Genomic DNA, 25590 nt, shown 5'->3' with positions numbered 1-25590 from the left:
ACCAATTAATATGATTCTGAATCCTGTTGACGTTGTAGAACACATTGATAAAGAAGATTTTCAAAAAAAATATTTCAAACCGCACAGACCGCTTCTGATAAAAGGTTTTGCAAAACAATGGGGCGCTTACGAAAAATGGAATCTGGATTATATCCGTGAAAAAGCCGGTGACCAGGTTGTCCCCATCTATGACAACAAACCTGCTGACGCCAGCAAAAGCTCTGACACACCAGCAACTAATATGAAGATGAAGGATTATATTGACATTATTAAAAGTAAACCTTCCGACCTCAGGATCTTTTTTTACATCATCACCGACAGATTGCCGGAATTACTGAAAGACTTTACTTATCCGGATTTGGGAATGAAATTCTTTAAACGACTTCCTACTTTATTTTTTGGAGGAAGTGAAGCGCACGTTTTGATGCATTACGATGTGGATTTGGGAGACTTTTTCCACGTGCATTTTGGTGGTAAAAAAAGGATTTTACTTTTTGATCAGAAACAAAATGAATTACTTTATAAAGTTCCACTGTCCGTTCATACCATAGAAGAGATTGATTACGACAATCCGGATTACAAGAAATATCCCGCTCTGAAATACGCAACCGGAACCGAAATCCTGATGGAACACGGCGACGCTCTGTTTATTCCTGGTGCTTTCTGGCATTACAACCGATATCTTGAGCCCGGATTTTCTTTGTCTATCAGAGCATTGCCCAATCGTCCTTCAAAGTTTCTGAGTATGCTTTATCACGTTTTCATTATGCGATACACGGATAAGCTGATGCGAAAAATCTTCAAGGCAAAATGGGTAAAATATAAAGAAGAATGGGCTTACAGAAAAAGCTCCAAAGCTCTGGAAGAGTTGAAGAAAAAATAATTTTCTGCAAAATATCCTTCTTTTTTCTGGTTATTAATTTCGTATTTTAGCGCTTCTAAAATTCAGACAATTGGCAAAGAAAGAAACTCCGTTAATGACGCAATACAATACAATTAAGGCGAAATATCCTGATGCATTGCTATTGTTCCGAGTAGGGGATTTCTACGAAACTTTTGGGACAGATGCGATAAAAACGTCACAGATTCTTGGCATTGTTTTGACCAAAAGAGCCAATGGCGAAGGTCATATTGAACTGGCCGGATTTCCCCATCATTCGGTGGATTCTTATCTTCCAAAATTGGTAAGAGCCGGAATGCGTGTGGCGATTTGCGACCAATTGGAAGATCCAAAAACCGTCAAAGGAATTGTAAAACGTGGTGTTACAGAATTGGTTACGCCAGGTGTTACGTTCAATGACCAGGTTCTGACTTCTAAGAAAAATAATTTCCTGCTTTCTCTTCATAAAGAAAAAGAAAAATACGGAATGGCACTTGTGGATGTTTCTACTGGCGAATTTCTCGTGAGTGAAGGAAATCTTGAAAAATTACTTCATATTGTTCATACTTTTGACCCGAGCGAGATTATTTATCAAAGAACTTCTGAGACTCCAAATCAGTTGAAAAATAAAAATGTTTTCAAGCTGGAAGATTGGGCCTTCAAATATCCTTACGCTTACGAAAAACTGACGTCGCATTTCAAAACACAATCTCTGAAAGGTTTTGGGATCGAGGATTCTAAGTTGGGAATCACGGCTGCAGGAGCCATTTTTGCTTATTTGGTTGAAGATACACACCACGCATTGTTGCAGCATATTACGAGAATCCAAGTGATTCCGCAAGATGATTATCTGATGATGGATAACTTCACCTTGAGGAATCTTGAAATTGTTTATTCTGCTAATCATAATGGGAAATCACTTCTTGATATCATCGATAAAACCTGTACGCCAATGGGCGGAAGATTGTTGAGACGCAGATTGATTTTACCTTTAAAAAATATCAGTGACATCAACAGAAGGTTAAGTCTTATTGAATTCCTGAATAAAGAAGATTCTTTGAAATATGACATCAAAGATCTGCTGAAAGGCATCTCAGATTTGGACAGATTAATAGGAAAATTAGCCGCTGAAAAGATTTCACCGAAAGAATTAGGTTATCTCCGTCAAAGTATCATTAATATTAATGAAATCAGAAAAAAACTTCTGAATTTTCCTGATGTTTTGGCTTGGATTGACCCTTTCATTAATCTTGAAGAATTAATTACTTTGATTAATGAGCATCTGAATGACGAACTTCCCGTGAACATCAACAAAGGAAATGTCATCCGAGAAGGAATCTCGGAAGAACTCGACCATTTGAGAAATCTTCAAAATAAAGGTCGTGGTTTCTTGGACGAAATGTGTCAGCGTGAAATCGAAAGAACCGGAATTACAAGTTTGAAAATTGATTTCAATGGTGTTTTCGGCTATTATATCGAGGTTAGAAATACACATAAAGACAAAGTGCCGGAAGATTGGATTCGGAAACAGACTTTGGTAAACGCAGAACGTTACATCACTGAAGAGCTGAAAGAATACGAAAGCCAAATCCTAGGCGCTGAAGAAAAAATTGGAAAATTGGAATTGGAACTTTACAGAAATGTCTGTGAAAATGTTCTGATTTATATTGACCAATTGCAGGAAAATTCAAAATTGGTCGGAGAATTAGATTGTGCAGTTGGTTTGTCTGAATTATCGGTTGAAGATAATTATACAAAACCGATTTTGAATGATTCTTTTTCAATCGACATCCAGGAAGGACGACATCCAATCATTGAAAAATCTTTGCCACTCGGAGAATCTTACATTCCGAATGACGTTTTTCTGGACAGAGATTCTCAACAAATCATTATGGTAACCGGACCGAATATGGCCGGTAAATCGGCGATTTTGAGACAAACTGCGATTATTTCTTTATTGGCTCAAATCGGAAGTTTTGTTCCGGCGAAACACGCAGAGATTGGAACTTTGGATAAGATTTTTACAAGAGTTGGTGCAACGGATAATTTGTCTGCCGGCGAATCCACTTTTATGGTGGAAATGAATGAAGCCGCAAATATCCTTAATAATATCTCCGACAGAAGTTTGATTTTGCTGGACGAAATCGGACGCGGAACGTCCACTTACGACGGTGTTTCCATTGCTTGGGCCATTGCGGAATATCTTCATCAGCATCCTACACAACCCAAAACCTTGTTTGCAACACATTACCACGAACTGAATGAAATGTCTGTGAACTTTGAAAGAATCAAAAATTTTCACGTCTCCATTCAGGAAGCGAAAGGCAACATTATTTTCCTCAGAAAACTGATTTCCGGCGGAAGTGAACATAGTTTTGGTATTCACGTTGCGAAGTTGGCAGGAATGCCTTCCAAAGTGGTTAATCGTGCGAATGAGATTCTTAAAACTTTGGAATCGACAAGAACAACTCAAGATTCCGGAGAGAAAATAAAACGAGTGACCGAAGAAAATCTTCAGCTTTCATTCTTTCAATTGGATGACCCTGTTTTGGAAAACATCCGAGAAGAATTGACGAAAATTGACATCAATACGTTGACACCAATTGAAGCGTTGATGAAGTTGAATGCGATTAAAAAGATGATTGGAAAGTAATTCTATTTTCCAGACTCTTTCGTAGAAACAGTATCTGCAGCATTCTTATTGGGGGATAAAGCAGCCGAATCTACACCTTTGTTTCTCATATGTTCTGCGCTGTGGTCTGCTTTTCTTTTGTCCCGTTTGTCTTTGTCAGGAACACAACTAATAACTAATGATGACAATACTCCGATGAATAATAGCTTTTTCATAACAATAAGATTTGGTTAAGATTCTATTTTCAAAAATCAAACCGAAAATCATTATTAAATATTGATGGCCGCCGGAAATTTAAATCTTGACCTTACTGTGGTTCCATCTTTTTTTGCCGGAGACCATTTTGTTTTTATTTTTTTCATGGCTTTTACCGCCTGTTCGTTAAAGCTTTGATTTTCTCCATTGGCTTTTAATTCAGAAATAGTTCCATCTTTTTCTACAACAAAAGTCATAACAGTACGAAAAGTTCCTTTTCCCTGCACTTTTTTAGTGTCAACATTTTTTGCAAACTCATTTCTAAAAGAAGAAATTCCGCCTTCAAAAGTTGCCGCTTTATCGACAGCTTCAAAGACTTCGTTTTCATTTTTTTCTTGCGAAAAAGCTGTAACGCTGAATAATAAAACAAATAGTAATAAGATTTTTTTCATCGTTATTTTTTTCCAAAGATATTCAATAACTTAAATTATCAAAAGTATTTTTTAAATTTGAATATGAAGACTTTAGTAAAATTCTTGTTATTGATTTTTCCTTTTGTGATGAATGCTCAGATTCAGAAAGACGTCTCTTTGATTAAATATGAAGATTTGGAAAAACATATTCGACAGCAGAAGGACAAATTTGTTGTGGTTAATTTTTGGGCAACGACTTGCGCGCCTTGCGTAAAAGAATTGCCTCATTTCATTGAAGTGAATAAAAAATATTCTCAAAATCCAAATTTCAAAATGCTGTTGGTTTCTTTGGATATGGCAAGAGATAAACAGAAAGTCATCAATTTTATCAAGGCCAAAAACCTGACTGCAGAAGTTGTGATTTTGGATGATAACAAAAGGATGAATACTTGGATTCCGAAATTCCAGAAAGATTGGGAAGGCGAGATTCCGGTAACGTTTTTCTATAAAAATGGCGAAAAAGTGTTCTTCAATAATGGCGAAATGTCCTTGGAAGAGCTAGAATCAGCAATTAACAAAAATTACAATCCATAAAAATATTTAAAATGAAAAAAATAAAATGCCTTTCCTTTGGTATAATCCTGATTTTGGGATTATTGAGTTTTACCGAAGTTTACAATTCCGGTTACCAAGTTGGCGATGAAGCAACAGATTTCAAACTGAAAAACGTGGATGGAAAAATGGTTTCATTAAGCGATTTCAAGTCTGCAAAAGGTTTTATCGTTGTTTTTACCTGCAACCATTGTCCATATGCGAAAAAGTATGAAGACAGAATCATTGCGCTGGACAAAATGTACAAAGACAAAGGTTATCCTGTGATTGCCATCAATCCAAACGACCCGGCAGTTCAGCCACAGGACGGCTTTGCAGAGATGCAGACGAGAGCAAGGGAAAAAGGATTCACGTTTCCTTATTTGGTGGATGAAGGCCAGAAAATCTATCCGATTTACGGTGCTACAAAAACACCTCACGTTTATATTTTGAAAAAAGAGGACGGAAAAAATATCGTGAAATATATTGGAACGATCGATAACAATTACGAAAATCCAAATGACGTTTCAGACTATTATGTTCAGGATGCTGTAAATCAGCTCTTGAAAAATGAACCTGTCAAGACGGAGAAAACAGTTGCGATTGGTTGTACAATAAAAGTGAAAAAATAAAAAAATCGAGGTAATAATTGTCTCGATTTTTTGTTTTAGTTAAAAACAATTCCTTGAAAATTAATTTTAAATTTGATTACAAAAACTTACTGATTGCAATCTTCATTTTTATAGTAGAAGTTCTAATCGCTACAAAACTCAAAGATTGGTTCTTTGTAAGAGCTTATCTGGGCGATGTTTTTGTAGTAATGTTAATGTATTATTTCATCAAAGCATTCTTCGATTTCAATTCAACAAAACTGATTATCGGAATTTTCATTTTTTCCTGCCTGATTGAGTTTGCCCAATATTTTCACTTCGGGGAATTAATGGGCTTCAAAGACAATCGCGTAATGATGATCGTTCTTGGCAACTCATTTAGCTGGATCGATATTCTCTGCTATTTTGCTGGATGTGTAGTTTTGTATATTATAGAAATCGTTTCAGTTAAACTTAAGTCAAATTAAATTATTGATTTTTAATGAAATAAGCATAATTGCGCATTGCATTCAGAGATTTTTCATCCATAGTTGAGAACTCGAATATTTCATTTTTTTTGAGAACAAATTTTGTGTTGAAGATTTTATTGCAATAGCCTTGACCAGAATTGCTTGCATTTTCTAATATTTCAAATTGATTACTAGCAACTTTTTCGTTTTCAAATTCGTAAACAGACACATTGAATTCATAATTGTAGCGTCTGAATTTCTTATTAGAATAATCTCGTCTCTTGTATCGTACGCTTTCCAAATTGCTTTTTATAGAATAAGAGCGCATTCCTGTCTTTTCGAGGTCATACTGTATCTGCTTATCGCAATCCGACACAAAACTATATTCTGGTTTGTCTTCTTCCACTTTATATGCGTAAATTGAAAAATCATTTTTTTCAAGCTCTTTTGTGAGATTGTTTATAATATCGACATTATCAACCATATTTACAGTCCAAATGGTGTCGTGCGTATATTTGGAAATGAACAGCTTGTTCAGGAAGGGATCTTCTGACTGTTTTTTACAAGAGCCTAAATATAAACAATTTACGATGAGAAAAAACAAAAACCGGATTTGGTACTTTTTCATCATTTCATCAAAAAACAATATTTTACTAAAAAATTCTATCGTCCAAAAGTATCGTAATGATCTTCAGCATATTTTTCCAAGCGGGCAAGAAGAGCAACATTTTCCTTTTCCAAAGGTGAAAGTTCAGCATCTACATTGCTGGAAACAGGAACATACCAATCTGTATTCTCGAAAAATTGGCGGTAAGTTGCTTTTTTGAAAGAATAACCATGGCGCGCAAAAACGGTATTTCTGATAATCTGAAGATCTAATTTGCGAAGGTTTTTCAAATCTTTTTCAGCTAATTTTTGTTTGGAGGCATTAATGACAAAAACCTTCTCGGAAGCACTTCGGTAGAATGTATTTTCGTAAGTTTCTGTTTTACCTTCATCATTCACATAAGATTCCGTTTTCACTTTTCCACCGTTCCAATCTACGGGATTTTCGTAATCACTTTCTTCATAACTTTTTTTAGAAAGCATAAAATTTGGATTGTAGGCAAACTCTTTTCTTATAAGCTTTACGGTTTTCTCTGGCGATTTCACATCAGATTTGTTGTAAGCAGACCAATCTCCAACCAAACTGTCTTGCTTGATTTTCAATTGAAAACGCCCATCCGATTTATCACTTCCAGGTTCATCTAAGACAAGACCCAAAGTATTTCCATTCAGAATGCCACGCAAAGGTCTTTGATTGCCATTCACAACAGAATAACCATAAACGCTGTCTTTTGTGATTCTATTAATTTTGACTGATATCTTTTTGTACTCTTCAATTTGATTACCGTACTCCGTTGTAATTGGTTTTGAGTTGAAATCTCCGGTGTAGATTCCGTACCAATCTTTATGAAATTCCTGCTCCACTTCTTTTTTAGAAGCCAAAGAATCCGTTTTTGTTTTTTCTTCGGATTTCGTGTCTTTTTTACAGGAAATAACAGAGGTTGCCAAAATTACACTTGCGAAAATTAGATTTAAGCTTTTCATCGGTTTTGTTTTTTGATTAAATATTCTACTAATAACAAATTCGGAATCCATCCAAGCCAAGCAATAACCTGATAAACGTCCATTGGATTGGGCTGGAATAAATATACTAAAATAACTTTCCACATCCTCAAAGTGATGGCAGAAACCGCCAAAGCATAACTTCGCCACATCCAGAATTTGTGCTGGACAATATTCTTTTCCCGAATTTCTGAATAAGATTTGTAGGTCGTATAAAACCAAAGAATCCCAAGCAAAACAAACGAGACTTTTGCTGTCCATCCGCCGTTGGCAAAAATGCCAATATAAATTCCTGATAAAGAGGAAAAAATCAGCGTTACAAAAACATAAATTCTACCAGAAAAACGATGAAGGTATTTTAAATTTTTATCAAAAAAAACAGCAATAAATCCTGCCAACAAAGCGAAAATACTGCTGTATACGTGTATGTAAAAAATAGGGAGATATGCCGGTCGGGAAGTAACTTCTGTCTGTTTGATCATTAAGAAACTAACATCAGAAGCTATCGGAACATAATCTAAAGTAATGTTCAGCATCAGCCAAAAAAAATAAATAAAAGTAATTGCAACAATTATTTTTAAGATAAAATTCTTGGATTTTGCTAAACCAAGCATTTTTTTTAAATCGGAACAAAAATAACGGCTGCAACCGCTGCTACAACAATAGCAATGGATGCTAAAACATCTGGTTTTTTGATTTCACGCACTTCGCTTCTTTCAATTTCAACCATTTCTCCGGCTTTATTTTTTCCATATATTTTGGTGGCATCTACTTTCAAAACTTCGATTTTCTGAGTCTTGGCATCTTTGGTTTGGATAGAGTATTTTTTGTAAAGTTCTAACGTATTGTCGTACATCGGTTTGTTTGGAGATACAACAGTCGTCTTACAAGAAACCATTAAAAAAAACACGGCTAACAGAAGTGTTTTCAGAACATTTTTTGAATATTTCATTTTCAAATTTATTTTTCAAATTTAATAAAAGATTTCGTTACAAAGCGTTCAGATGTTGAGAAATCAACCAAGCTTCACTCCAACAGGCTTGGAAATTAAAACCACCCGTAACTGCATCTATATCAAGAACTTCGCCAGAAATATAAAAATCAGGCAAAATTTTGGAAGACATATTTTTAAAGTTAACTTCCTTTAGGTCAACACCTCCTGCAGTTACAAACTCATCTTTGAAAGTTGACTTGCCTGTAACCAATAATTTTTTCTGACAAAGATTTTCAAGAATCAAAGCCATTTCTTTACCGGAAAGATTAGCAATTTGCTTTTCGGGATTAATTTGATTGATTTCCAGAATTTTACTCCAAAAACGATTCGTCACATCAAATATTTTCGATTGTCCGATAGATCTTTTAGGATTTTGATTTTTGAATTCTTTTAATTCTTCCTCTGCATCAGAAATTGGTTTCGAAATGAAATTAACTTCAATTTCAAACTGATATTTCAACTTTGCTAAAGTTCTGGCTTCCCAAGCCGAAATTTTCAAAACCGCAGGACCAGAAAGTCCCCAATGTGTAATCAACAATGGTCCGGATTCTTCCGTTTTCAAACTCGGAATTCTGATTTCTGCATTTTCAAAACTTGTTCCTGGCAGGTCTTTCAACAAATTATTTTTGATATTGAATGTGAATAACGATGGAACCTGTTCCACAATTTTGTGTCCAAGATTCTCAATAATTTTCAAAGACTTTGGCGAGCTTCCGGTTGTGTAAATCACAATATCGGCTATGAAATCTCCTTGTTTTGTTTTAATTAAATAAGTTTCATTTTCCTTGATAATTTCGGTAACAGAAACCTGATTTTTAACTTCAAAATTTTTATTTCGAACTTCATTGATCAAAGCATTCATAATACTTTGCGAAGAATCGGATTCAGGGAAAATCCTGTTATCTTTTTCGATTTTCAAAGGTACATTTCTGGATTCGAACCAATCCATTGTATCGCCTGGCTGGAATTTGGTAAAAACGCTGAGCAATTCCCGATTGCCTCTAGGATAAAATTGAGTCAACTCTCTTGGGTCAAAACAAGCGTGCGTCACGTTGCATCTTCCGCCGCCGGAGATTTTCACTTTTTGCAAAACATCAGAGTTTTGCTCTAGAATTGTGACATAGAATTTTTCCTCGTCAAGATTGGCTGCCGTGAAAAAACCCGCTGCTCCACCGCCAATGATAATTATTCTTTTCTTCTTTGACATCAATTTTAATTTCTATGAAACCGATATGTCGCTCCTTCGGAGCTCTACTTGATATGGTAATATATTTTTTACCAACATATCGCGTCTTCGACACTTTATATTCGATGCACAAAATTACATTTTTAATATCCACCTCAAATGGTTAATTTTGAAGAATATTAAAATTGAAAAAAATGTCTGTTTATTACCATAAATTTGAAGTGAGATGGAGTGATATTGATGCGAATCGTCATCTTGGAAATTCAACCTATGTTGATTATTGTTCACAAACAAGAATGGCTTTCCTCAATAAAAACAAAATCGGATTGACTCAACTGAACCGTTGGGGTGTAGGTCCGGTAATGTTGCACGAACGCTATTCTTTCTTCAAAGAAATCTATGCGGATCAAACAGTTTTTGTAGCCCTGGAAGTTGCTGCTTTGTCTGAAGACGGATCAATTTATCAATTCGTTCACAAATTTTATCTGCCAGACGGAACGCACTGTGCGACAGCCGAAGCAACAGGCGTTTGGATTGATATGATGTTAAGAAAAACGACAACGCCGCCAGATGATATAATGGAAGTGATGAACGAATACAAATCTGAAAATGTGCAAACCATCACAAGAGAATATTTGAAAACATTACCGTTCCGACCAGAAAATGTTAATGCATCCATTTTTGAAAATTAATTAGAAAAATTATGTTAGAAGATAAATCTCAAGAATTAACGCCTATTTCCAAATTTGGAGAATTTGGTCTAATAAAACATTTGACAGAGAATTTCCCTGTTGTTCAAACCTCGACCAAAGTTTCTATTGGTGACGACGCTGCTGTCATCGATTCTGAAAATCAAAAAGTAATTGTTTCAACAGATATGTTGGCGGAAGGTGTTCATTTCAATCTTGGTTACGTTCCTTTGAAACATTTGGGTTATAAGGCTGTTGTTGTCAACCTCAGCGATATTGCTGCGATGAATGCAACACCAACTCAAATTCTGGTTTCCGTTGCGGTTTCCAATCGTTTTCCAGTTGAAGCTTTGGAAGAAATCTATGCCGGAATTGCTTTGGCTTGCAACAGATACAAAGTGGATTTAATTGGCGGAGATACAACGAGTTCCAACGCTGGTTTAGTGATTAGCGTTACGGCGATTGGTCTTGAAAATGAAGAAAAAATCATTAAAAGAAATGGTGCAAAACCGAATGATCTTTTAGTTGTAACTGGAGATTTGGGTGGTGCTTATCTTGGTCTTCAGATTTTGGAAAGAGAACACTCCGTTTATTTGGCAAACCCCAATATGCAACCTGAAATGGAGGGTTATGATTATATCCTCGAAAGACAATTGAAACCAGAAGCAAGAACAGATATCAAGAAAAAACTGGAAGAATTGGATATTTTACCTACTTCTATGATTGATGTTTCTGATGGATTGGCTTCTGAGATCTTGCATCTTTCTGATCAATCTAAAGTCGGCTTCAATGTTTATGAAGAGAAATTACCGATGGATGAATCTACAATCCATACAGCAGACGAATTGAATCTTAATCCTGCAATGGCAGCACTTAATGGTGGAGAGGATTATGAGCTATTGTTCACAATCGCGCCTTCCGACTTCGATAAAATTAAGAATCATCCAGACTTTACTATCATCGGTCATGCAACTGAAGAAGCACAAGGCAGTTTCTTGGTAGCAAGAGGTTCAAATCAATTGATTCCGTTTACAGCACAAGGCTGGGATGCATTCCTGAATAAAGAGTAAATCTTTGGAATAAAACTTGTAAAACATTTAAAAAATAAACGATGAAAATTTTAAAAACTTCAGCTTTTGTAATTGCGACACTAGGAATTACTGCTTGTGTCACTAACCCAATTACAGGTAGATCATCTATCCAGATTGCTAATAATTCTGAAATCGCAACTGCTGCTGCATCAGAATATAAGACAACACTTTCCAAAGCAAAAGTTGTAACCGGAACGGCAGATGCTAACCGGATAAAAAATGTTGGTGCCAGAATTAAAAATGCGGCTTATGCTTATTATAAGCAAATCGGTCGTGAGTCTGCTTTGACTGGGTATAATTGGGAATTTAATTTGATTCAAGACAGTCAACTGAATGCTTGGTGTATGCCTGGTGGAAAAGTAGCTTTTTATACCGGAATTATGCCTGTGTGTAAAGATGATAATGGTGTTGCCGTGGTAATGGGGCACGAAGTTTCTCACGCTTTGGCTGGACACGGAAACGAAAGAATTTCGCAGGCGATGCTGGCTCAATATGGCGGAAGTCTTTTAGGCGGAACAATGTCTAACAGCCAATGGGCAGGCGTTTTTGAAAAAGTTTATCCAATCGGAGCTCAAGTTGGACTTTTAGCTTACGGAAGAAAACAGGAATCTGAGGCAGACGAAATGGGATTGCAACTAATGGCCATGGCTGGTTACGATCCAAGAACTGCGACGGCTTTCTGGCAAAGAATGGAAGCCTCTTCTACTGGTAGCAGACAACCGGAATTCTTATCCACTCACCCGAATCCACAAAACAGAATAGCTGACCTAAATGCTGATATGCCAAAAGCACTGGAATATTATAAAGCAGCCGGAGGAAAATTGTAAACTTTTTTTAGTTAATTTAGATAAAATTTAAAACTATGAGAAGTTTAGTAGTTATTGGAATTATTTTATTCGGATTAGGCGCACTGCTATTTTATTTAAATGATATGGCAGTTGACCTAAGAGTCGTTTACGGATCACTTTGTGGGATTGGAATCGGATTAATTATCGGAGGATTAGTTGGTTATGTAAGCAAGGGTAATGCGGTAAAGCAAGCCAAAATTCAACAAGAATTCAAGCTTTTACAAAAAGAAAAAGCGGAATTGGAGAGACAAAAAAGTGAAAATCTTAATAACGGAAATCTTTAAAATCACAGATTTCTGATAAATTGTCCAGGCGTTGTCTTGGTATATTTCTTAAAGGTCTTATTAAAGTAAGTAATATTATTAAAACCTGTAGCATAGCAGCTTTCTGCTATGCTTTTTTCTTGGGATAAAAGAATACAAGCCTTATCAATTCTATATCGATTGACAAACTCTACAAACGTTAATGATGTTGCTTTTTTGAAGAAATTACAGAAAGCCGGTTTTGTAAGATTTGCCAAGTCTGCTGCCTGCATAATATCAATCTCATTCTGATAACCATTTTCCACGTAGGTGAAAACCGCTTCCAACCTTGTCCGGTTTCTGGAAACGATGGTGTAAGGCATCACTTCGGTATTCATCAATTCAAAATCTTCGGTTTTGGAGAGTTCAAAGAGAATCTCGAGAAGCAACAGATACTTGGTATAACCTTCTGATGCAGCGAGTTTTTTAAGTTTTGGAATGATTTGCATTTTAACTTCAGAAGAAAACAGAACGCCATATCTGGATAGTTCCAACAATTTCTTGATTGAATTAGCATCAGTTTCCCCCTCTGGTAATGACAGTATCTCTTCTTTGAACAAAACTACGATTTCTTCGTGCGGATCAGTAGCATTTAACCCAAATCCAGAATGTGGAATATTGGAACCTATCACAGCCAAAGCACCATCTTCAAAATGGCTTTTGTGGTAACCAACGTGTCTAGTTCCTTTTCCGTGAAGAACACAAACTATCTCAATCTCAGAATGATAATGGTATTTCCAGTTCAATTCAGAGATTGGAACATCTTTAATATGCAGTACTTTGAAAGAACTGTTTTCATCCGGAGAAATATGTTCAAGAATAACTTTCATTCCAGTTAATGTTATTATGAAACAAAAATAAACAAAACATATTAATATTGTTCTATTTTTTGTTTATTGCGTTAAAAGAAATTACATTGATAGCCTTTACTTTTGTATAACAAAATCAATTTCTCACAAAGAATTGAATTTGTGAATTTTTAAGGTCTATATATGAAGAAGGCTGGAAATTAACTTTCCAGCCTTCTCATTTTATATAATCGTTTGATGATTATTTGAAGTTATAACCGATACCTACGATAAACATACTTGGACGGTTATCATATCTGATTTCTGTATTGTTTCCAGAAGCATCTGCAACCGTATTGATGAACTTTCTGCTGTCTTTAGAAAAAGCACCTTCATATCTTGCATTAATTACAAATTTTGAAAGAGTAGCTTGAGCTCCAAATTGATAACCTACAGTAAAATCTTTAGTTCCATTTTCTTTAAAGTCAGCATAAGTATTGTCTGTTGAAAGGTTGTAAGATGCAACAGGACCAACAAAAGCCGCTAATTTTCCTAACAGAAAGTTGTGACCTACTAAAACAGGCACATCAATTCGGTTACTTTTCGCTTTTATCTCAACATCTCCAGTAGTTTCAACACTTTTTTTGAAAGAAGTATAATAGATTTCCGGCATTACAAACCATCCACTAACGGGGAAGTCAATTTTAGCAGCTAAACCAACATTAAAACCTGTTGAGTTATCTCCTTTTGTATCTACTGCTTGGTTGATTGATCCTTTGAAGTTCTCCCAACTTGCAGATGATGTGTCTAACAAAGCGTTTGCTCTCAATCCAAATGTTACTTGCGAATAAGCAAATACACTTGCTAATACACCGATCGTGCTAATTATTTTTTTCATTGTCTTCTGGTTTATCATTAATTAAACTTGTTTGATTATTTTCTAACATAAATTCTCTCAGCTGTTTAAAGAGCTCTGAAGAATAAACGAAATCTATCAGATTTTTATTTTTTGCTGTTGCCAATATATCTTTGTTGCCTTCCCATTCTTTGATGCCTAATCTCAGGTAAAGGATTTTCTCACCAATGGTCATCACAGAGTTCATATCGTGTGTATTAATGATGGTTGTGGTGTTATATTCTTTAGTAATTTCTAAAAGTAAATCATCTATAACATTAGAAGTGTACGGATCTAATCCAGAGTTGGGTTCATCACAAAATAAATACTTCGGATTGTTCACAATTGCTCTTGCAATCGCTACTCTTTTCTGCATTCCTCCAGAAATTTCTGACGGATATTTTTTATTGGCTTTATCCAAATTAACCCTCCCAATTACTTCCAGAACTTTTCTCTTTTTCTCACGATAAGTGAGATTCGTGAACATATCCAAAGGGAAACTGATATTCTCTTCCACGGTCATAGAATCGAAAAGCGCACTTCCCTGAAAAACGGTTCCAATCTCAGAACGCAAGCCTTGTTTCTCTTCTCGCGACATTGTCATAATATCACGCCCGTCAAATAAAATGGCTCCGCTGGATGGTTCATAAACATTCAAAAGGGACTTTAAAAAAACGGTTTTACCAGATCCACTTTGTCCAATGATAAGATTAACTTTTCCGGTATCAAATGTTGTGGTGATACCTTTTAGAACTTCAACCTCCTCAAAACTCTTTCTTAATTCTTTTACTTCTATCATTAGCTCAGGAACATTTGGGTTAATAATAAATTCATGATGATTACAGAAATCATCGTCCAAACCACCGCTTGTGTACTTGCCCGTCCAACTTCCAAAGAACCTCCTTTTACGTTGTATCCAAAATAAGCAGGAATAGTTGCAATTAAAAAGGCGAAAGCTGCTGTTTTCATAAAGGCATACCAAATAAAATAAGATGGCATATACATTTGGATTCCGGTGATATAATCTGCTTTTGTCCAGCTTCCGGTAGCAACTCCTGCAATGTATCCTCCATAAATCCCAATTACAATACTAATTGCAATCAGAATAGGATTGAAAACCACACTCGCTACAATTTTTGGCAAAATCAGGAAATTCGGTGAGTTAACACCCATAATATCAAGAGCATCAATCTGTTCCGTTACACGCATTGTTCCAATACTGGATGCGATATAAGAGCCTACTTTCCCAGCAAGAATTACCGAAATAATAGTTGGCGAAAATTCTAGAATCAAAACCACTTTTGTTGCATAGCCTACAAAACTATTAGGAATGGGGAATGATGAAGCATCGAAGTTATTGAACATCTGAATAGCAACAACGGCTCCCACGAAAAATGATGTAAATAGTACCAATCCGAAAGAGTTAACTCCAAGATCGTAAAATTCTCTCACCAAAAGTTTCATATAAACATTTCTCTTTTGGGGTTTGCTCAAGACTTTTCCCAACAGCATGAAATATTCTCCAATAGATTCAAAAAATCGTTTTACCATACGGCTAAATTAGTGCTTTTCTTATTATTAATATCACCGTGCATTTTTGTCACCAATGATTACTAAAAACATTGTTTTGAGAATGATTACAATATCCATACTAAAACTCCAGTTTCTCACATAAAATGAGTCTGCAAGGATTCTTTTTTTCATTCCGATATTCATATCACCCTCATCTCCTCTCAAACCGCTGACTTGTGCCAGTCCAGTAATTCCGGGTTTTACCATACTTCTGAGGCTATATCTGCTGATTTTGGGTTTGTAAAAATCATCTACCAAAAGCATATGAGGTCTTGGTCCTACAACAGTCATATCGCCCATCAGCACATTGATGAATTGTGGCATCTCATCCAAGCTGGTTTTTCTTAAGAATTTTCCAACCTTAGTGATTCTTTTGTCATCTACGGCAGTTGTACTTTGAGCTTTATTATCTTCAGACCTCATTGTTCTGAATTTCAAACAATTAAAAACTTCGTCGTGATAGCCATATCTTTTCTGGACAAAAAATGCTGATCCTTTGGATCCATCCATTTTTATTAATAAAATGATTAACGGGAAAAGCCAAGAGCAAATTCCAATCAAAACAATCGACGAAAATAAAATATCGAAAAGTCTTTTAACACTGGCATTGGTAAAAAAATCCAATGGATATTTTGCCTGTGATAATACAGGAACTGTTTCTATATAATTGAATTCATACTCAAAAAACTGATTCTGAATAATATTAGGAACTAAAGAGATTTTCACTTTATTAAGTTCTGCCTGACGGAAAAGATCATTCTCAAACTGCTTATCCAAACAATGTTCTGACGGCAAAAAGATGGTATGAATTCCATTGTCTTTCCAGAATTCTACCATGTTGGATAAATCGTAATTTCCTTGCGGATAATCGTAGATTCTATATCCATAATCTTTTCTCTGATTGATGATATCTCTAAGTACATTAGAAGAAGTTCCCTCTTCTATAAACATCACGTTTCTGTGATTAATACCTTTACTCCTGATATATTTCAAAAGAAAATAGATGAAACTTTTAATCGGTATTACTACAAGCAACAAAATCCCAGCCAGATAAAATCGTTCTGTTTTGAGGAAATCATTCTGACTAACTTTCCCAAGCATCACAACGCCAATAAAGAAGAAAAAAACGTGGACAAAAATCCGTTCCAGATAAATCGTGTACGTTACGTTTCTGGGAATATGGTAAAGTCTTGTTCTTCCGCTTAGTAGCAACCAAAAGAAACACAATACTAAAATTGATAAAATATTCTGCTCCAGCGAATCCGAATCATACTTAACCTCAAAATTCCTCCAATAGTAAATTACAAATACTGATGATACCAGAATCATATCCAGTAAAATCACAAATGCTTTGAAATATCGGGAATATCGGAGTCTCTGCATAAATCAAATTTAAGGAATATTCAGATATTTATGCGTTTGGATAGAAGATCTCCATGTTGGATTTTCTAAAATAAAATCTGTTATTTTTGGATACATCGCATCACGTTTGCTCCATTCACTTTGAAGATAAAGTACACAGTCATCATTCACTTTTTCGCCTTGTTCCTGAGCAAATTTAAAATCGTTTTGATTGAAAATAATCATTTTCAACTCACTCGCCTCCTTATAAATATCGGCTAACGGAAGTCCTGTTTTTTTAGGCGACAATGTAATCCAATCCAGATGTCCACTCATAGGATAAGCTCCTGAAGTTTCAATATGAATAGTGCAACCCAACTCTTTTAACTTCGAAGTTAAGATTTCAAGATTCCACATCAGAGGTTCTCCTCCTGTCAGAACAATCGTCTTACAATACTTGGCTGCCGTTTCTGCAATTTCTTCCGTATTCATCAACGGATGTAGGGTTGGATCCCAACTCTCCTTCACATCACACCAATGGCAACCCACATCGCATCCGCCCAAACGAATGAAATAGGCTGCTTTCCCTGCGTGAAATCCTTCTCCCTGAATAGTGTAAAAATGCTCCATTACAGGGAGCATTTTACCTTCTTTTAATAAAATATCTTCTTCTTCCTTAGTCATTATAAACTGACGTTTTATAGGCAATGATTGTATTTTTCATCAGCATTGCTCGCGTCATTGGCCCAACTCCTCCCGGAACTGGCGTGATCCAACTAGCTTTTTCTGCACAGCTGTCAAAATCCACATCACCCGCAAGATGATACCCTTTTTCAGAGTTATCATCTACTCTTGTAATCCCAACATCTACGATAACTGCACCTTCTTTGATCATTTCTTTCTTTAAGAAATTCGGGTCACCTAAAGCCGTTATCACAATGTCGGCCTGTTTTGTATATTCTTCTATATGTTCTGTGTAAGAGTGTGTTAGCGTAACTGTAGAGTTTCCGGGGAAATCTTTTCTTCCCATCAAAATACTCATTGGTTTCCCCACAATTCTGCTTCTACCGATGATTACACAGTTCTTACCTTTGGTTTCGATATTATATCGCTCCAATAATGTCAATATTCCAAATGGTGTTGCCGGCAGGAAAGTATCCATTTCCAAAGCCATTTTCCCGAAATTCTCCGGATGGAAACCATCCACATCTTTTCTCGGATCGATCGCCATAATGATTTTCTCCTGGTCAATCTGTTTTGGCAAAGGCAATTGAACGATGAAACCGTCTACAGCTTTTGATTTATTCAACTCATCAATCTTTTCCAACAATTCCGACTCTGAAACCGTACTCGGAAATTTAATCAATGAAGAACTGAATCCAACTTCCTCACAATCTTTCACTTTGCTGTTGACATAAGCTTTGCTCGCACCATTGTTACCAACCAGAATCGCAACCAAATGTGGCGCTCTTCTATTGTTGGCAAGAATTTTTTCAACCTCTTGCTTAATTTCAGCCTTTACTTCTTTTGAGACCTTCAGTCCATCTAGAATTTGTGCCATTTTTCTTTCTTTTTACTTTTTAGATTTATTTTGAAAAAAAATGAAATGTTCCTTTCCCAACACTTCACCTTTATATTTTATCGGTTAGATTTATAGAAATTGATCAATCCGTTTGTAGAGCTGTCGTGTGTTTCAACTTGACCTTCAGCATCCAATTCCGGAAGGATTTTTCCTGCCAGGACTTTTCCTAATTCAACACCAAATTGGTCAAAACTGAAAACATTCCAGATCACACCTTGAACAAAAATCTTGTGCTCATACAAAGCAATCAACTGTCCTAATGAAAACGGCGTCAATTCTTTAAACAAGAAAGAGTTCGTCGGTGTATTTCCTGCAAAAACTTTATAAGGCAATAGGAATTCTGTTTCTTCCTCAGATTTGCCAGATGATTTTAATTCAGCAAAAACCTCATCTTCTGTTTTACCAAAAGCCAAAGCTTCTGTCTGTGCAAAATAATTAGCTAAAAGAATATCCTGATGCTCACCTACTTCATTAGGAGATTTTGCATAAGCGATGAAATCTGCAGGAATCAATTCTGTTCCCTGATGAATCAATTGATAAAACGCGTGCTGACCATTGGTTCCAGGTTCTCCCCAAATGATTGGTCCTGTTTCATAAGTTACAAACTCGCCATTTCTGTCTACAGATTTACCGTTACTTTCCATATCACCTTGCTGAAGATAAGCTGAAAAACGGTCAAGATACTGAGAATAAGGCAAAATCGCATAAGTTCCTGCCGCATAAAAATTACGGTACCAAACACCTAAAACACCCATCAAAACAGGAATATTTTCCTTAAAACCTTTAGTTTGAAAATGAATGTCTGTATCGTTTGCACCTTTCAATAATTGTTCAAAGTTTTCATAACCAACAGACAAAACGATGCTCAGTCCAATCGCACTCCAAAGGGAATAACGACCGCCAACCCAATCCCAAAATTCGAAGATATTTTCTTCCGCAATCCCAAATTTTTTGACAGCCTCGATATTAGTTGATAATGCTACGAAATGTTTTGCAACGTCTTCATCTTTAGCACCAGATTTCAGGAACCATTCTTTTGCAGAATTGGCATTGGTCATTGTTTCCTGAGTCGTAAAAGTTTTGGAAGCCACAATGAACAAAGTTGTTTCGGGATTAAGATCTTTAACAACCTCAACCATATGATTTCCGTCTACATTAGAAACGAAATGAACATTCAATCTTGTTTTAAAATGCTTCAATGCCGAACAAACCATTACCGGTCCAAGGTCAGAACCACCGATTCCTACGTTGACAACATCTGTAATCTCTTTACCTGTAAAACCTTTGTGAGAACCAGAAATAACTGATTCTGAAAAAGATTTCATATGATCCAGAACTTTCTTGATTGCTGGTTTGATATTTTCCCCGTCAACCAAAATTTCTTTATCAGAAAAATCTCTCAAAGCCGTATGAAGAACTGCTCTACCTTCAGTCTCATTGATTTTATCGCCAGAAAACATTTTTCCAATAGCTTCTTTCAACTGAGTTTCTTCAGCCAATTTCAGTAATAAATCCAAAGTTTTAGAATCAACCAAATTCTTAGAATAATCAAAAAGATAATTTTCTGTTTCTAATGAAAATTCCTGAAAACGATTCGGGTTATACTGGAACAAGGTTCTCAACTCAAAATCGTTATTAGCAAATTGTTGATCTAAAGCTTTCCAGGCGGAAGTCTGAATAGGATTTATTTTTGGTAACATTCTTTAAGGTTTTAAATTTAAAATCAACTTACAAGAAATTCTTATAAGACCTGCAAATTTACGAAAAATTAGCCATTTGGTTTTAAATTGTTTTTAACATAATATGACAATTGTTTTGCAATAAAAGAATGATGAGAATATTGAAATTTTGAGTTACCGATTTTGACAAATAATAGGTCATAAAAATAAACGAGAGTGATATCTAATACCACTCTCATTGTTTATACAGAAGCTAATCCTAGCTTTTTGAATATTTTATTTTGCTTCTTCTTTCTCTGGAAACATTATTGAAATCAGCACTGATAAAATTAATATCCCGCCAACAATTCCTAATGAAATTGGGGACGATATATGATACCAAGGAGAAATCAACATCTTCACTCCAATGAAACTCAAAATCACAGCCAATCCATAAGGTAATTTGCTGAACATATGGATGAAGTTGGATAGCAAGAAATACAAAGATCTCAATCCTAAAATCGCAAAAATGTTAGACGTATAAAGAATAAATGGATCTTTTGAAATGGCAAAGATTGCCGGAATAGAATCCACTGCAAACAATACATCCGTGAACTCAATCACCGCAACAACAACCAAAAGTGGTGTTGCCATTTTGATTCCGTTTTGTACAGTGAAGAACTTGTCTCCATCGTAGTTATCTGAAACTTTCCAGAAGCTTTTGATTAATTTTGCACCGGCACTTTCACTATAATCCTGCTCATCGTCATCGTCTCCGCCGCCCCAGGATTTGATTCCTGCATAGACCAGAAATAATCCAAAAAGAGTCATAACAACATTGATTTTAACCGGATGTCCGAAAACGTTCATCTCTGGCAAATAGGTTAATTCAATCAATTCAACACCTGCGAAAATGAAAATCGCTCTGAAAATCAACGCCCCAATAATCCCCCAAAACAAGACTTTGTGATGCAGATGTCTTGGAACTTTGAAAAATCCGAAGACGAGAATGAATACAAAAAGATTATCGACTGATAACGCTTTTTCTATCCAATAAGCGGCCTGAAACTGGGTGAATTTTTCAATTGCCAAAGCGTGTCCGCCCACATCCTGATTGAAAACCCAATACACAACACCCGAAAAAACCATTGATAGGGAAATCCAGACAATGGTCCAGATTGTCGCTTCTTTGGAAGACACCTCGTGTGCTTTCTTGTTAAAAACTCCAAGATCCAGCAATAACATTACTATCACCACGATAGCAAACCCTATTACGAGACCTGGATGTAAATCGATAATACTCTTCTCCATGTTTATTTTAATTATTTATTTGTCAAAGTTATGTACATTAATCGTCCGCCTTCTTCATCGGACAACATTATTTTTTTTCCATCGGTCAATTCTACCATCGAGTTGATGGGAACTGGTTTATTTTCTGTTATATCTTTCATATCCGGCAAACTTTGATTCACCAAAACCCATTTGTTCTGATGAAAAGTAAAATAGCCAACCGGTTTTTTATCTTCAGTTGTCAAACTTTCGTTCCGGATGACTTTCTTAGAAACGTGCCATTTGAAAAGATATTGGTTGTGATAGACCATTAATCTGTGATTTTCAGGTTTCCAGACATTATCCTTGAATTTGAAATACAAATCGACAACCGGCAAAGTTCCTTTGTGTTGAGTTCCGCAGAACGGACATCTCGGCTTCGATGTATTATCAAAAACATACCATTTTTCATCACAATTCGGGTTGCTGCAAGGCTGGATCAAATCTACGGTTTTTAGCAATGCGGTTTCCCATTCGTTAGCAATTGGTCGCAACATTGGATTATGCAAACCGTCGACAAAAGCTCTTTTGAATAATTCTGACAGATAAGGTCCTGTAACTGTGTATGGAATCTTCTGAGGATCGCCCCAAAACAGATTCCACTTTTTGAGATGATCTACTTTTACACGATTGGTCGTATCAGTAGAGCTTTCCACGAAAATTGCTTTCTCTCCCATCGATAAAACCTCATCTCTTTCCGAATCCAAATCCCAAATTTTTCCGCCACGTAAAGGATGTCTTCTGAGCAGATACATATAGATCAAAACCGCTAATGCGTGCAAATCGGTTTTCTGATTAGGTAAAATACGATTAGAATCCTGAAGTGGTAAATGCTTGGTTTTAAGAACTTCAGGCGCAATAAAATCTGCTGTCCCGATAACTTCTGGTGGAAATAATCCAGGAACTACAAGTCCATCGATGTCAATAATTGTAGCTGATTTCGTTACCGGATCTACCAAAACATTATTATACGACAAATCCGAATGCGCCAATCCCATTTGGTGCATTTTTTTCACACCTCGGGAAATATTGATTGCAATCTGAAAATAACTCAACCAATCTCCCAATTCGGATTTATCTAATGCTAACGGATATTGATTATTTCGGAATGATGGTGTTGTAAACCATTTGCCTACTTTCTCTCCGCCTTTAATCGTTTCATCTCTGGAATAGCCTTTTTTGAAGAAGAATTTGGAATTATAAATCGGAACAATGACCCCAATTTTTCCATTTTTTTCTACAGCATCAGAAGGCCAACGGAAAATCTCGTCCAAGAAATAATCCGCACTGTTTCCCTTTTTGATGTTTTCCAGATAAAGAGAAACGATTCGTTTGATTCTATCTTTTTGATTAAAATCCAGTGGATCTCGGAAAAACGCAACCACATATTTTCGGTCAGGTGAAAAATAAACATCTTTCACACCACCTCTTTTCGGATTTCCATCGTCTATATACTCATAAGATTTTGATGGATCAATGATAGAATTAACTCGGATTGTACTCATAATCTTAATAAATTATAGCTAATGTTCTATCGTCGTGATTGCCTTTGCTCCAGAAATCCATCCAGTCAGATAATTGACTTTCGATATTCTGATCTTCTGCAAAATCCACTTTTATTTGATCTTCATTTTCGCCATCCAAATCTCTGAGGAAATTTTTCCAGCTTTCTAAATTCTCTAATTTACTTTCCACGACAAATTTCGGATCATAGATTCCGTCTGTCATCAGAATTAATTTTGAGAAATCATTGAAACAATTGATTCCAAATCGGTCTGCCATATCTGGCCTGCTGAAAATGTCAGACATTGTGATAAATCTTGTTCCACCACTGAACTCTCCAACATCCAGAAAATTCAGAAGTTTTACACTTCCCTCGTTTTCATCAATGACATTGATTGGACAATCGCCAACGCCAAATGAAAGAACAACATAACCAAAATCAAATTTCTTAACTAAAACAAAGATTAAAGTCGTATGAAGGTCTTTGATATTGATTTCTTCAGAATCTGCGAATTGGTTTAAAGCTTCGTGAAGTTGTTTTACATTTTTGTAAAGACTATTCACGATGAATGTTTTATTTTTTATTTTTATATCATTAGCTGATTGAACATCGAAATAACTCAATACTTCTGATGATAAACTCTGTAAAAAAGTTTCTTTATTAAAACTTTCTACGATATGTTCGGTTACAAATTTTGACCCTGCTCGGGCAAATTTTGCAGATCCTGCTCCATCAGCAACTGTGACAACAGCCCAATCATCAGGAAGAATTTTCACTAAAAAATCATCATCGCGAAAAGTTCCCTCGTGTGCGTGAGACCTTCCTCTTTTGGAAGCCACCACAACTTTTTTATCCAAAAATTGAGAAGAATAAGTCAAGTTTTCTTCTTTTGGAAAACGGCTGTCTATAGGACTTGATTTATTTAGCCAAAGGTCTTTTGGGTCTGCATTGACGATGAAAGGAATAGTTTTGATTTCTATTTCCAGATTTTCATCCTCAATATTAAAGAATTCAATCACAATATCGATTTGGTCTGCATTGGTTGGAGTACCAAAAATACAGGCTTTTTCTGCGTCAAACTGAAGTCCGACCTGATCCAGATTTTTAATATCATTAATCTTAATCAAAGGAAAGGAAGACCTATCAAATGTAAAAACATATTCCTTTTTGGCATTGGCATTTGGAATATAGATTTGTGCTTCTTTGAATTCTTCTTTAGCTTTATTCATATTGAAAATTTGTAGGATTTGGGATTTTAAATCTGTAATTGATTGAGATAATTCTGACACTTTTGCATTGTGCATCAATTTTAAAATCGTTGCATCAACTATTTTATTCCTCTCAATTTGATGTTCTTTTAGAATGTTATTTAAAAAATTTTCCATTCTTATCCCAAAGTTCTATTAATATCGAATCCGCCTTCTGCCATCCCGTAAAATCCGGTGTTTCCGCACCAAGGACATTTTGCATTTCCATCGCCGTTAATACAATGGATTCCGCCACAAACGCAAGTTGCCAAAGCAAAATTGTTTCCGCACGAAGGACAACTCGGATTGCCATACAATTCTTCGCTTGATATCTTGTTTGAAGTTACGGAATCTGCAGAATATTCTCTGTAAGAATTCTCATCGATCTTATAAGCGCCTTCTATCTTGTAAAATCTGGTCTGAAATCCCGGAACATTTGATTCTTCCAAAGATTTTTTAAATTTCATCAGATACATTCTGTCATTAGTAGAGCATTTTCCACTGAGGACAACAAAATTATTATCTGGCAAAGAATGATTTTTGGTCAAATCGATTTTTTCAACAATGTCAGGATTTGATTTGCTTAAATCGATTCCTTCTTTGTTGGTATTATTAATATTTTCACTTGTCGTTTTTATGGAAGCCGTTACCCATTTGAAGAATTCTTTATAGGAATTGCTGTCGGTATTATTGAACAACAAAACCTGATCGGACAATCTTCCTAACAAATTGAGATTGGTATTATCGCCAATTGAAATTATAATCAAATTGCTTTTGCTTCTGTAATCATTATTCCAACGATTGATTGCCTTTTCAGAATCGTCAGTCGGAATCCCGTCTGTGAATAAAAAGATGATCGGTTTCCAATCGCCTTTTCTTTCGTAAGTTGTTTTTACAACATCTCTGTCGATGGCATTCATCAATTCTTCCAAACCTTTTGATAAAGAAGTTCCGCTGCCAATCGGAATTTTCGGAGGATAAAACGCAATCACATCCTGCAAAGGCGTAATCGTCTTACTTTTTCCTGCAAAACCGATAATAGAGATCCAGACTGTTTCTAAAGCGTATGGATCAGTTTTGAGTTCTTTGATAATGGTTGCAATACCTTCCTGAACTTGTTCTATCGGCTCGCCAATCATCGATTCTGAAACATCCAGAAGGAAATAAATTGGTAATCTTCTCATA

The 25590-nt window shown here is 35.8% G+C and carries 28 protein-coding genes; 9 read left to right on the top strand and 19 right to left on the bottom strand.

Going from position 1 to position 25590, the window contains the following annotated elements:
• Positions 1–10: 10 nt before the first annotated feature.
• Positions 11–883, top strand: coding sequence for a cupin-like domain-containing protein (locus BUR19_RS13680; RefSeq protein WP_074236010.1), 873 nt, complete (start codon positions 11–13; stop codon positions 881–883).
• A gap of 94 nt (positions 884–977) precedes the next feature.
• Entirely contained in the window at positions 978–3533 is a 2556-nt protein-coding gene (mutS, locus tag BUR19_RS13675) for a DNA mismatch repair protein MutS (RefSeq protein ID WP_074236497.1), read from the top strand.
• A 2-nt stretch (positions 3534–3535) separates the two neighbouring features.
• On the opposite strand, the gene BUR19_RS13670 is transcribed toward mutS, so the two are convergent.
• A complete protein-coding gene (locus tag BUR19_RS13670; protein WP_074236009.1) occupies positions 3536–3727 on the bottom strand; it encodes a hypothetical protein in 192 nt (63 codons plus the stop codon).
• 54 nt (positions 3728–3781) lie between these two features.
• Positions 3782–4159 (bottom strand): energy transducer TonB, encoded by a 378-nt coding sequence (locus tag BUR19_RS13665; protein WP_074236008.1) that lies wholly within the window; start codon positions 4157–4159, stop codon positions 3782–3784.
• Between the two features lie 63 nt (positions 4160–4222).
• Here BUR19_RS13665 and BUR19_RS13660 point away from each other — a divergent pair, with 63 nt between their 5' ends.
• The 3 genes from BUR19_RS13660 to BUR19_RS13650 are packed head-to-tail and all read left to right on the top strand — an operon-like array spanning position 4223 to position 5789.
• Positions 4223–4714 carry a TlpA family protein disulfide reductase gene (locus tag BUR19_RS13660; protein ID WP_074236007.1) on the top strand — a complete coding sequence of 164 codons (492 nt, stop codon included), beginning with the start codon at positions 4223–4225 and terminating at the stop codon, positions 4712–4714.
• A gap of 11 nt (positions 4715–4725) precedes the next feature.
• Positions 4726–5343: a thioredoxin family protein gene (locus tag BUR19_RS13655; RefSeq protein WP_074236006.1), complete on the top strand. Its 618-nt coding sequence runs from the start codon at positions 4726–4728 to the stop codon at positions 5341–5343.
• Positions 5344–5396: 53 nt separating this feature from the next.
• On the top strand, positions 5397–5789 hold the full coding sequence (locus BUR19_RS13650; RefSeq protein ID WP_139297353.1) for a ribosomal maturation YjgA family protein: 393 nt from the start codon (positions 5397–5399) through the stop codon (positions 5787–5789).
• A gap of 1 nt (position 5790) precedes the next feature.
• Here the strand turns inward: BUR19_RS13650 and BUR19_RS13645 are convergent, their stop codons facing one another.
• From BUR19_RS13645 to BUR19_RS13625, 5 genes are read right to left on the bottom strand one after another with little or no spacing between them, the layout of a single operon-like run.
• The gene (locus BUR19_RS13645; protein ID WP_175565910.1) at positions 5791–6399 is read right to left on the bottom strand and encodes a hypothetical protein; all 609 of its coding nucleotides are present in this window, start codon (positions 6397–6399) and stop codon (positions 5791–5793) included.
• A gap of 35 nt (positions 6400–6434) precedes the next feature.
• On the bottom strand, positions 6435–7361 hold the full coding sequence (locus BUR19_RS13640) for a YARHG domain-containing protein (RefSeq protein WP_074236004.1): 927 nt from the start codon (positions 7359–7361) through the stop codon (positions 6435–6437).
• Entirely contained in the window at positions 7358–7993 is a 636-nt protein-coding gene (locus BUR19_RS13635) for a DUF2306 domain-containing protein (RefSeq protein WP_074236003.1), read from the bottom strand. Before BUR19_RS13635 ends, BUR19_RS13640 begins: the two co-directional genes overlap by 4 nt.
• Positions 7994–7998: 5 nt before the next feature.
• On the bottom strand, positions 7999–8331 hold the full coding sequence (locus tag BUR19_RS13630) for a bacteriophage spanin2 family protein (protein WP_074236002.1): 333 nt from the start codon (positions 8329–8331) through the stop codon (positions 7999–8001).
• 37 nt (positions 8332–8368) lie between these two features.
• A complete protein-coding gene (locus BUR19_RS13625; RefSeq protein WP_074236001.1) occupies positions 8369–9580 on the bottom strand; it encodes a BaiN/RdsA family NAD(P)/FAD-dependent oxidoreductase in 1212 nt (403 codons plus the stop codon).
• A gap of 173 nt (positions 9581–9753) precedes the next feature.
• Between BUR19_RS13625 and BUR19_RS13620 the strand changes: the two genes are divergently transcribed.
• From BUR19_RS13620 to BUR19_RS13605, 4 genes are read left to right on the top strand one after another with little or no spacing between them, the layout of a single operon-like run.
• A complete protein-coding gene (locus BUR19_RS13620; protein WP_074236000.1) occupies positions 9754–10251 on the top strand; it encodes an acyl-CoA thioesterase in 498 nt (165 codons plus the stop codon).
• A gap of 11 nt (positions 10252–10262) precedes the next feature.
• Positions 10263–11318, top strand: a complete 1056-nt coding sequence (gene thiL / locus BUR19_RS13615) for a thiamine-phosphate kinase (RefSeq protein WP_074235999.1) — start codon at positions 10263–10265, stop codon at positions 11316–11318.
• A 41-nt stretch (positions 11319–11359) separates the two neighbouring features.
• A complete protein-coding gene (locus BUR19_RS13610; protein ID WP_074235998.1) occupies positions 11360–12166 on the top strand; it encodes a M48 family metallopeptidase in 807 nt (268 codons plus the stop codon).
• A 35-nt stretch (positions 12167–12201) separates the two neighbouring features.
• Positions 12202–12471 carry a hypothetical protein gene (locus BUR19_RS13605; protein ID WP_074235997.1) on the top strand — a complete coding sequence of 90 codons (270 nt, stop codon included), beginning with the start codon at positions 12202–12204 and terminating at the stop codon, positions 12469–12471.
• Between the two features lie 2 nt (positions 12472–12473).
• On the opposite strand, the gene BUR19_RS13600 is transcribed toward BUR19_RS13605, so the two are convergent.
• The 12 genes from BUR19_RS13600 to BUR19_RS13545 form a co-directional block, all read right to left on the bottom strand.
• Positions 12474–13319 carry a helix-turn-helix domain-containing protein gene (locus BUR19_RS13600; protein WP_074235996.1) on the bottom strand — a complete coding sequence of 282 codons (846 nt, stop codon included), beginning with the start codon at positions 13317–13319 and terminating at the stop codon, positions 12474–12476.
• Between the two features lie 220 nt (positions 13320–13539).
• A complete protein-coding gene (locus BUR19_RS13595; protein WP_074235995.1) occupies positions 13540–14175 on the bottom strand; it encodes an outer membrane beta-barrel protein in 636 nt (211 codons plus the stop codon).
• Complete coding sequence (locus tag BUR19_RS13590) at positions 14159–14971, bottom strand: ABC transporter ATP-binding protein (protein WP_074235994.1); 813 nt, start codon at positions 14969–14971, stop codon at positions 14159–14161. Before BUR19_RS13590 ends, BUR19_RS13595 begins: the two co-directional genes overlap by 17 nt.
• On the bottom strand, positions 14971–15723 hold the full coding sequence (locus BUR19_RS13585; protein WP_074235993.1) for an MlaE family ABC transporter permease: 753 nt from the start codon (positions 15721–15723) through the stop codon (positions 14971–14973). The genes BUR19_RS13590 and BUR19_RS13585 overlap by 1 nt, the downstream gene beginning before the upstream one ends.
• 33 nt (positions 15724–15756) lie before the next feature.
• Positions 15757–17127, bottom strand: a complete 1371-nt coding sequence (locus tag BUR19_RS13580) for an exopolysaccharide biosynthesis polyprenyl glycosylphosphotransferase (RefSeq protein ID WP_074235992.1) — start codon at positions 17125–17127, stop codon at positions 15757–15759.
• Between the two features lie 9 nt (positions 17128–17136).
• Complete coding sequence (locus BUR19_RS13575) at positions 17137–17769, bottom strand: 7-carboxy-7-deazaguanine synthase QueE (RefSeq protein WP_074235991.1); 633 nt, start codon at positions 17767–17769, stop codon at positions 17137–17139.
• On the bottom strand, positions 17762–18646 hold the full coding sequence (locus BUR19_RS13570; protein ID WP_074235990.1) for a bifunctional 5,10-methylenetetrahydrofolate dehydrogenase/5,10-methenyltetrahydrofolate cyclohydrolase: 885 nt from the start codon (positions 18644–18646) through the stop codon (positions 17762–17764). The genes BUR19_RS13575 and BUR19_RS13570 overlap by 8 nt, the downstream gene beginning before the upstream one ends.
• Positions 18647–18723: 77 nt before the next feature.
• On the bottom strand, positions 18724–20367 hold the full coding sequence (pgi, locus tag BUR19_RS13565) for a glucose-6-phosphate isomerase (RefSeq protein ID WP_074235989.1): 1644 nt from the start codon (positions 20365–20367) through the stop codon (positions 18724–18726).
• Positions 20368–20622: 255 nt separating this feature from the next.
• A complete protein-coding gene (locus BUR19_RS13560; RefSeq protein WP_074235988.1) occupies positions 20623–21636 on the bottom strand; it encodes a TerC family protein in 1014 nt (337 codons plus the stop codon).
• Between the two features lie 11 nt (positions 21637–21647).
• The gene (locus tag BUR19_RS13555) at positions 21648–23159 is read right to left on the bottom strand and encodes a helix-hairpin-helix domain-containing protein (RefSeq protein ID WP_074235987.1); all 1512 of its coding nucleotides are present in this window, start codon (positions 23157–23159) and stop codon (positions 21648–21650) included.
• Between the two features lie 4 nt (positions 23160–23163).
• Positions 23164–24543 carry a PP2C family serine/threonine-protein phosphatase gene (locus BUR19_RS13550; RefSeq protein ID WP_074235986.1) on the bottom strand — a complete coding sequence of 460 codons (1380 nt, stop codon included), beginning with the start codon at positions 24541–24543 and terminating at the stop codon, positions 23164–23166.
• Positions 24544–24545: 2 nt separating this feature from the next.
• Entirely contained in the window at positions 24546–25589 is a 1044-nt protein-coding gene (locus tag BUR19_RS13545; protein ID WP_074235985.1) for a TerY-C metal binding domain-containing protein, read from the bottom strand.
• Position 25590: the final 1 nt, after the last annotated feature.

The organism is Epilithonimonas zeae (assembly GCF_900141765.1).
Taxonomy (GTDB): domain Bacteria; phylum Bacteroidota; class Bacteroidia; order Flavobacteriales; family Weeksellaceae; genus Epilithonimonas; species Epilithonimonas zeae.
Note: the sequence above shows the minus strand (reverse complement) of the source record. Positions and strands in the feature narration are given on the sequence as shown.

What these genes read in the sequence shown, in the direction of transcription:
- BUR19_RS13600 (WP_074235996.1), bottom strand. Translation starts at nt 13,319, where the DNA reads ATGAAAGTTATTCTTGAACATATTTCTCCGGATGAAAACAGTTCTTTC.
- BUR19_RS13595 (WP_074235995.1), bottom strand. Translation starts at nt 14,175, where the DNA reads ATGAAAAAAATAATTAGCACGATCGGTGTATTAGCAAGTGTATTTGCT.
- thiL (WP_074235999.1), top strand. Translation starts at nt 10,263, where the DNA reads ATGTTAGAAGATAAATCTCAAGAATTAACGCCTATTTCCAAATTTGGA.
- BUR19_RS13625 (WP_074236001.1), bottom strand. Translation starts at nt 9,580, where the DNA reads ATGTCAAAGAAGAAAAGAATAATTATCATTGGCGGTGGAGCAGCGGGT.
- BUR19_RS13620 (WP_074236000.1), top strand. Translation starts at nt 9,754, where the DNA reads ATGTCTGTTTATTACCATAAATTTGAAGTGAGATGGAGTGATATTGAT.
- BUR19_RS13635 (WP_074236003.1), bottom strand. Translation starts at nt 7,993, where the DNA reads ATGCTTGGTTTAGCAAAATCCAAGAATTTTATCTTAAAAATAATTGTT.
- pgi (WP_074235989.1), bottom strand. Translation starts at nt 20,367, where the DNA reads ATGTTACCAAAAATAAATCCTATTCAGACTTCCGCCTGGAAAGCTTTA.
- BUR19_RS13560 (WP_074235988.1), bottom strand. Translation starts at nt 21,636, where the DNA reads ATGGAGAAGAGTATTATCGATTTACATCCAGGTCTCGTAATAGGGTTT.
- BUR19_RS13645 (WP_175565910.1), bottom strand. Translation starts at nt 6,399, where the DNA reads ATGAAAAAGTACCAAATCCGGTTTTTGTTTTTTCTCATCGTAAATTGT.
- BUR19_RS13655 (WP_074236006.1), top strand. Translation starts at nt 4,726, where the DNA reads ATGAAAAAAATAAAATGCCTTTCCTTTGGTATAATCCTGATTTTGGGA.
- BUR19_RS13575 (WP_074235991.1), bottom strand. Translation starts at nt 17,769, where the DNA reads ATGACTAAGGAAGAAGAAGATATTTTATTAAAAGAAGGTAAAATGCTC.
- BUR19_RS13605 (WP_074235997.1), top strand. Translation starts at nt 12,202, where the DNA reads ATGAGAAGTTTAGTAGTTATTGGAATTATTTTATTCGGATTAGGCGCA.
- BUR19_RS13670 (WP_074236009.1), bottom strand. Translation starts at nt 3,727, where the DNA reads ATGAAAAAGCTATTATTCATCGGAGTATTGTCATCATTAGTTATTAGT.
- mutS (WP_074236497.1), top strand. Translation starts at nt 978, where the DNA reads ATGACGCAATACAATACAATTAAGGCGAAATATCCTGATGCATTGCTA.
- BUR19_RS13590 (WP_074235994.1), bottom strand. Translation starts at nt 14,971, where the DNA reads ATGATAGAAGTAAAAGAATTAAGAAAGAGTTTTGAGGAGGTTGAAGTT.
- BUR19_RS13555 (WP_074235987.1), bottom strand. Translation starts at nt 23,159, where the DNA reads ATGAGTACAATCCGAGTTAATTCTATCATTGATCCATCAAAATCTTAT.
- BUR19_RS13545 (WP_074235985.1), bottom strand. Translation starts at nt 25,589, where the DNA reads ATGAGAAGATTACCAATTTATTTCCTTCTGGATGTTTCAGAATCGATG.
- BUR19_RS13570 (WP_074235990.1), bottom strand. Translation starts at nt 18,646, where the DNA reads ATGGCACAAATTCTAGATGGACTGAAGGTCTCAAAAGAAGTAAAGGCT.
- BUR19_RS13585 (WP_074235993.1), bottom strand. Translation starts at nt 15,723, where the DNA reads ATGGTAAAACGATTTTTTGAATCTATTGGAGAATATTTCATGCTGTTG.
- BUR19_RS13660 (WP_074236007.1), top strand. Translation starts at nt 4,223, where the DNA reads ATGAAGACTTTAGTAAAATTCTTGTTATTGATTTTTCCTTTTGTGATG.
- BUR19_RS13665 (WP_074236008.1), bottom strand. Translation starts at nt 4,159, where the DNA reads ATGAAAAAAATCTTATTACTATTTGTTTTATTATTCAGCGTTACAGCT.
- BUR19_RS13640 (WP_074236004.1), bottom strand. Translation starts at nt 7,361, where the DNA reads ATGAAAAGCTTAAATCTAATTTTCGCAAGTGTAATTTTGGCAACCTCT.
- BUR19_RS13550 (WP_074235986.1), bottom strand. Translation starts at nt 24,543, where the DNA reads ATGGAAAATTTTTTAAATAACATTCTAAAAGAACATCAAATTGAGAGG.
- BUR19_RS13580 (WP_074235992.1), bottom strand. Translation starts at nt 17,127, where the DNA reads ATGCAGAGACTCCGATATTCCCGATATTTCAAAGCATTTGTGATTTTA.
- BUR19_RS13680 (WP_074236010.1), top strand. Translation starts at nt 11, where the DNA reads ATGATTCTGAATCCTGTTGACGTTGTAGAACACATTGATAAAGAAGAT.
- BUR19_RS13610 (WP_074235998.1), top strand. Translation starts at nt 11,360, where the DNA reads ATGAAAATTTTAAAAACTTCAGCTTTTGTAATTGCGACACTAGGAATT.
- BUR19_RS13630 (WP_074236002.1), bottom strand. Translation starts at nt 8,331, where the DNA reads ATGAAATATTCAAAAAATGTTCTGAAAACACTTCTGTTAGCCGTGTTT.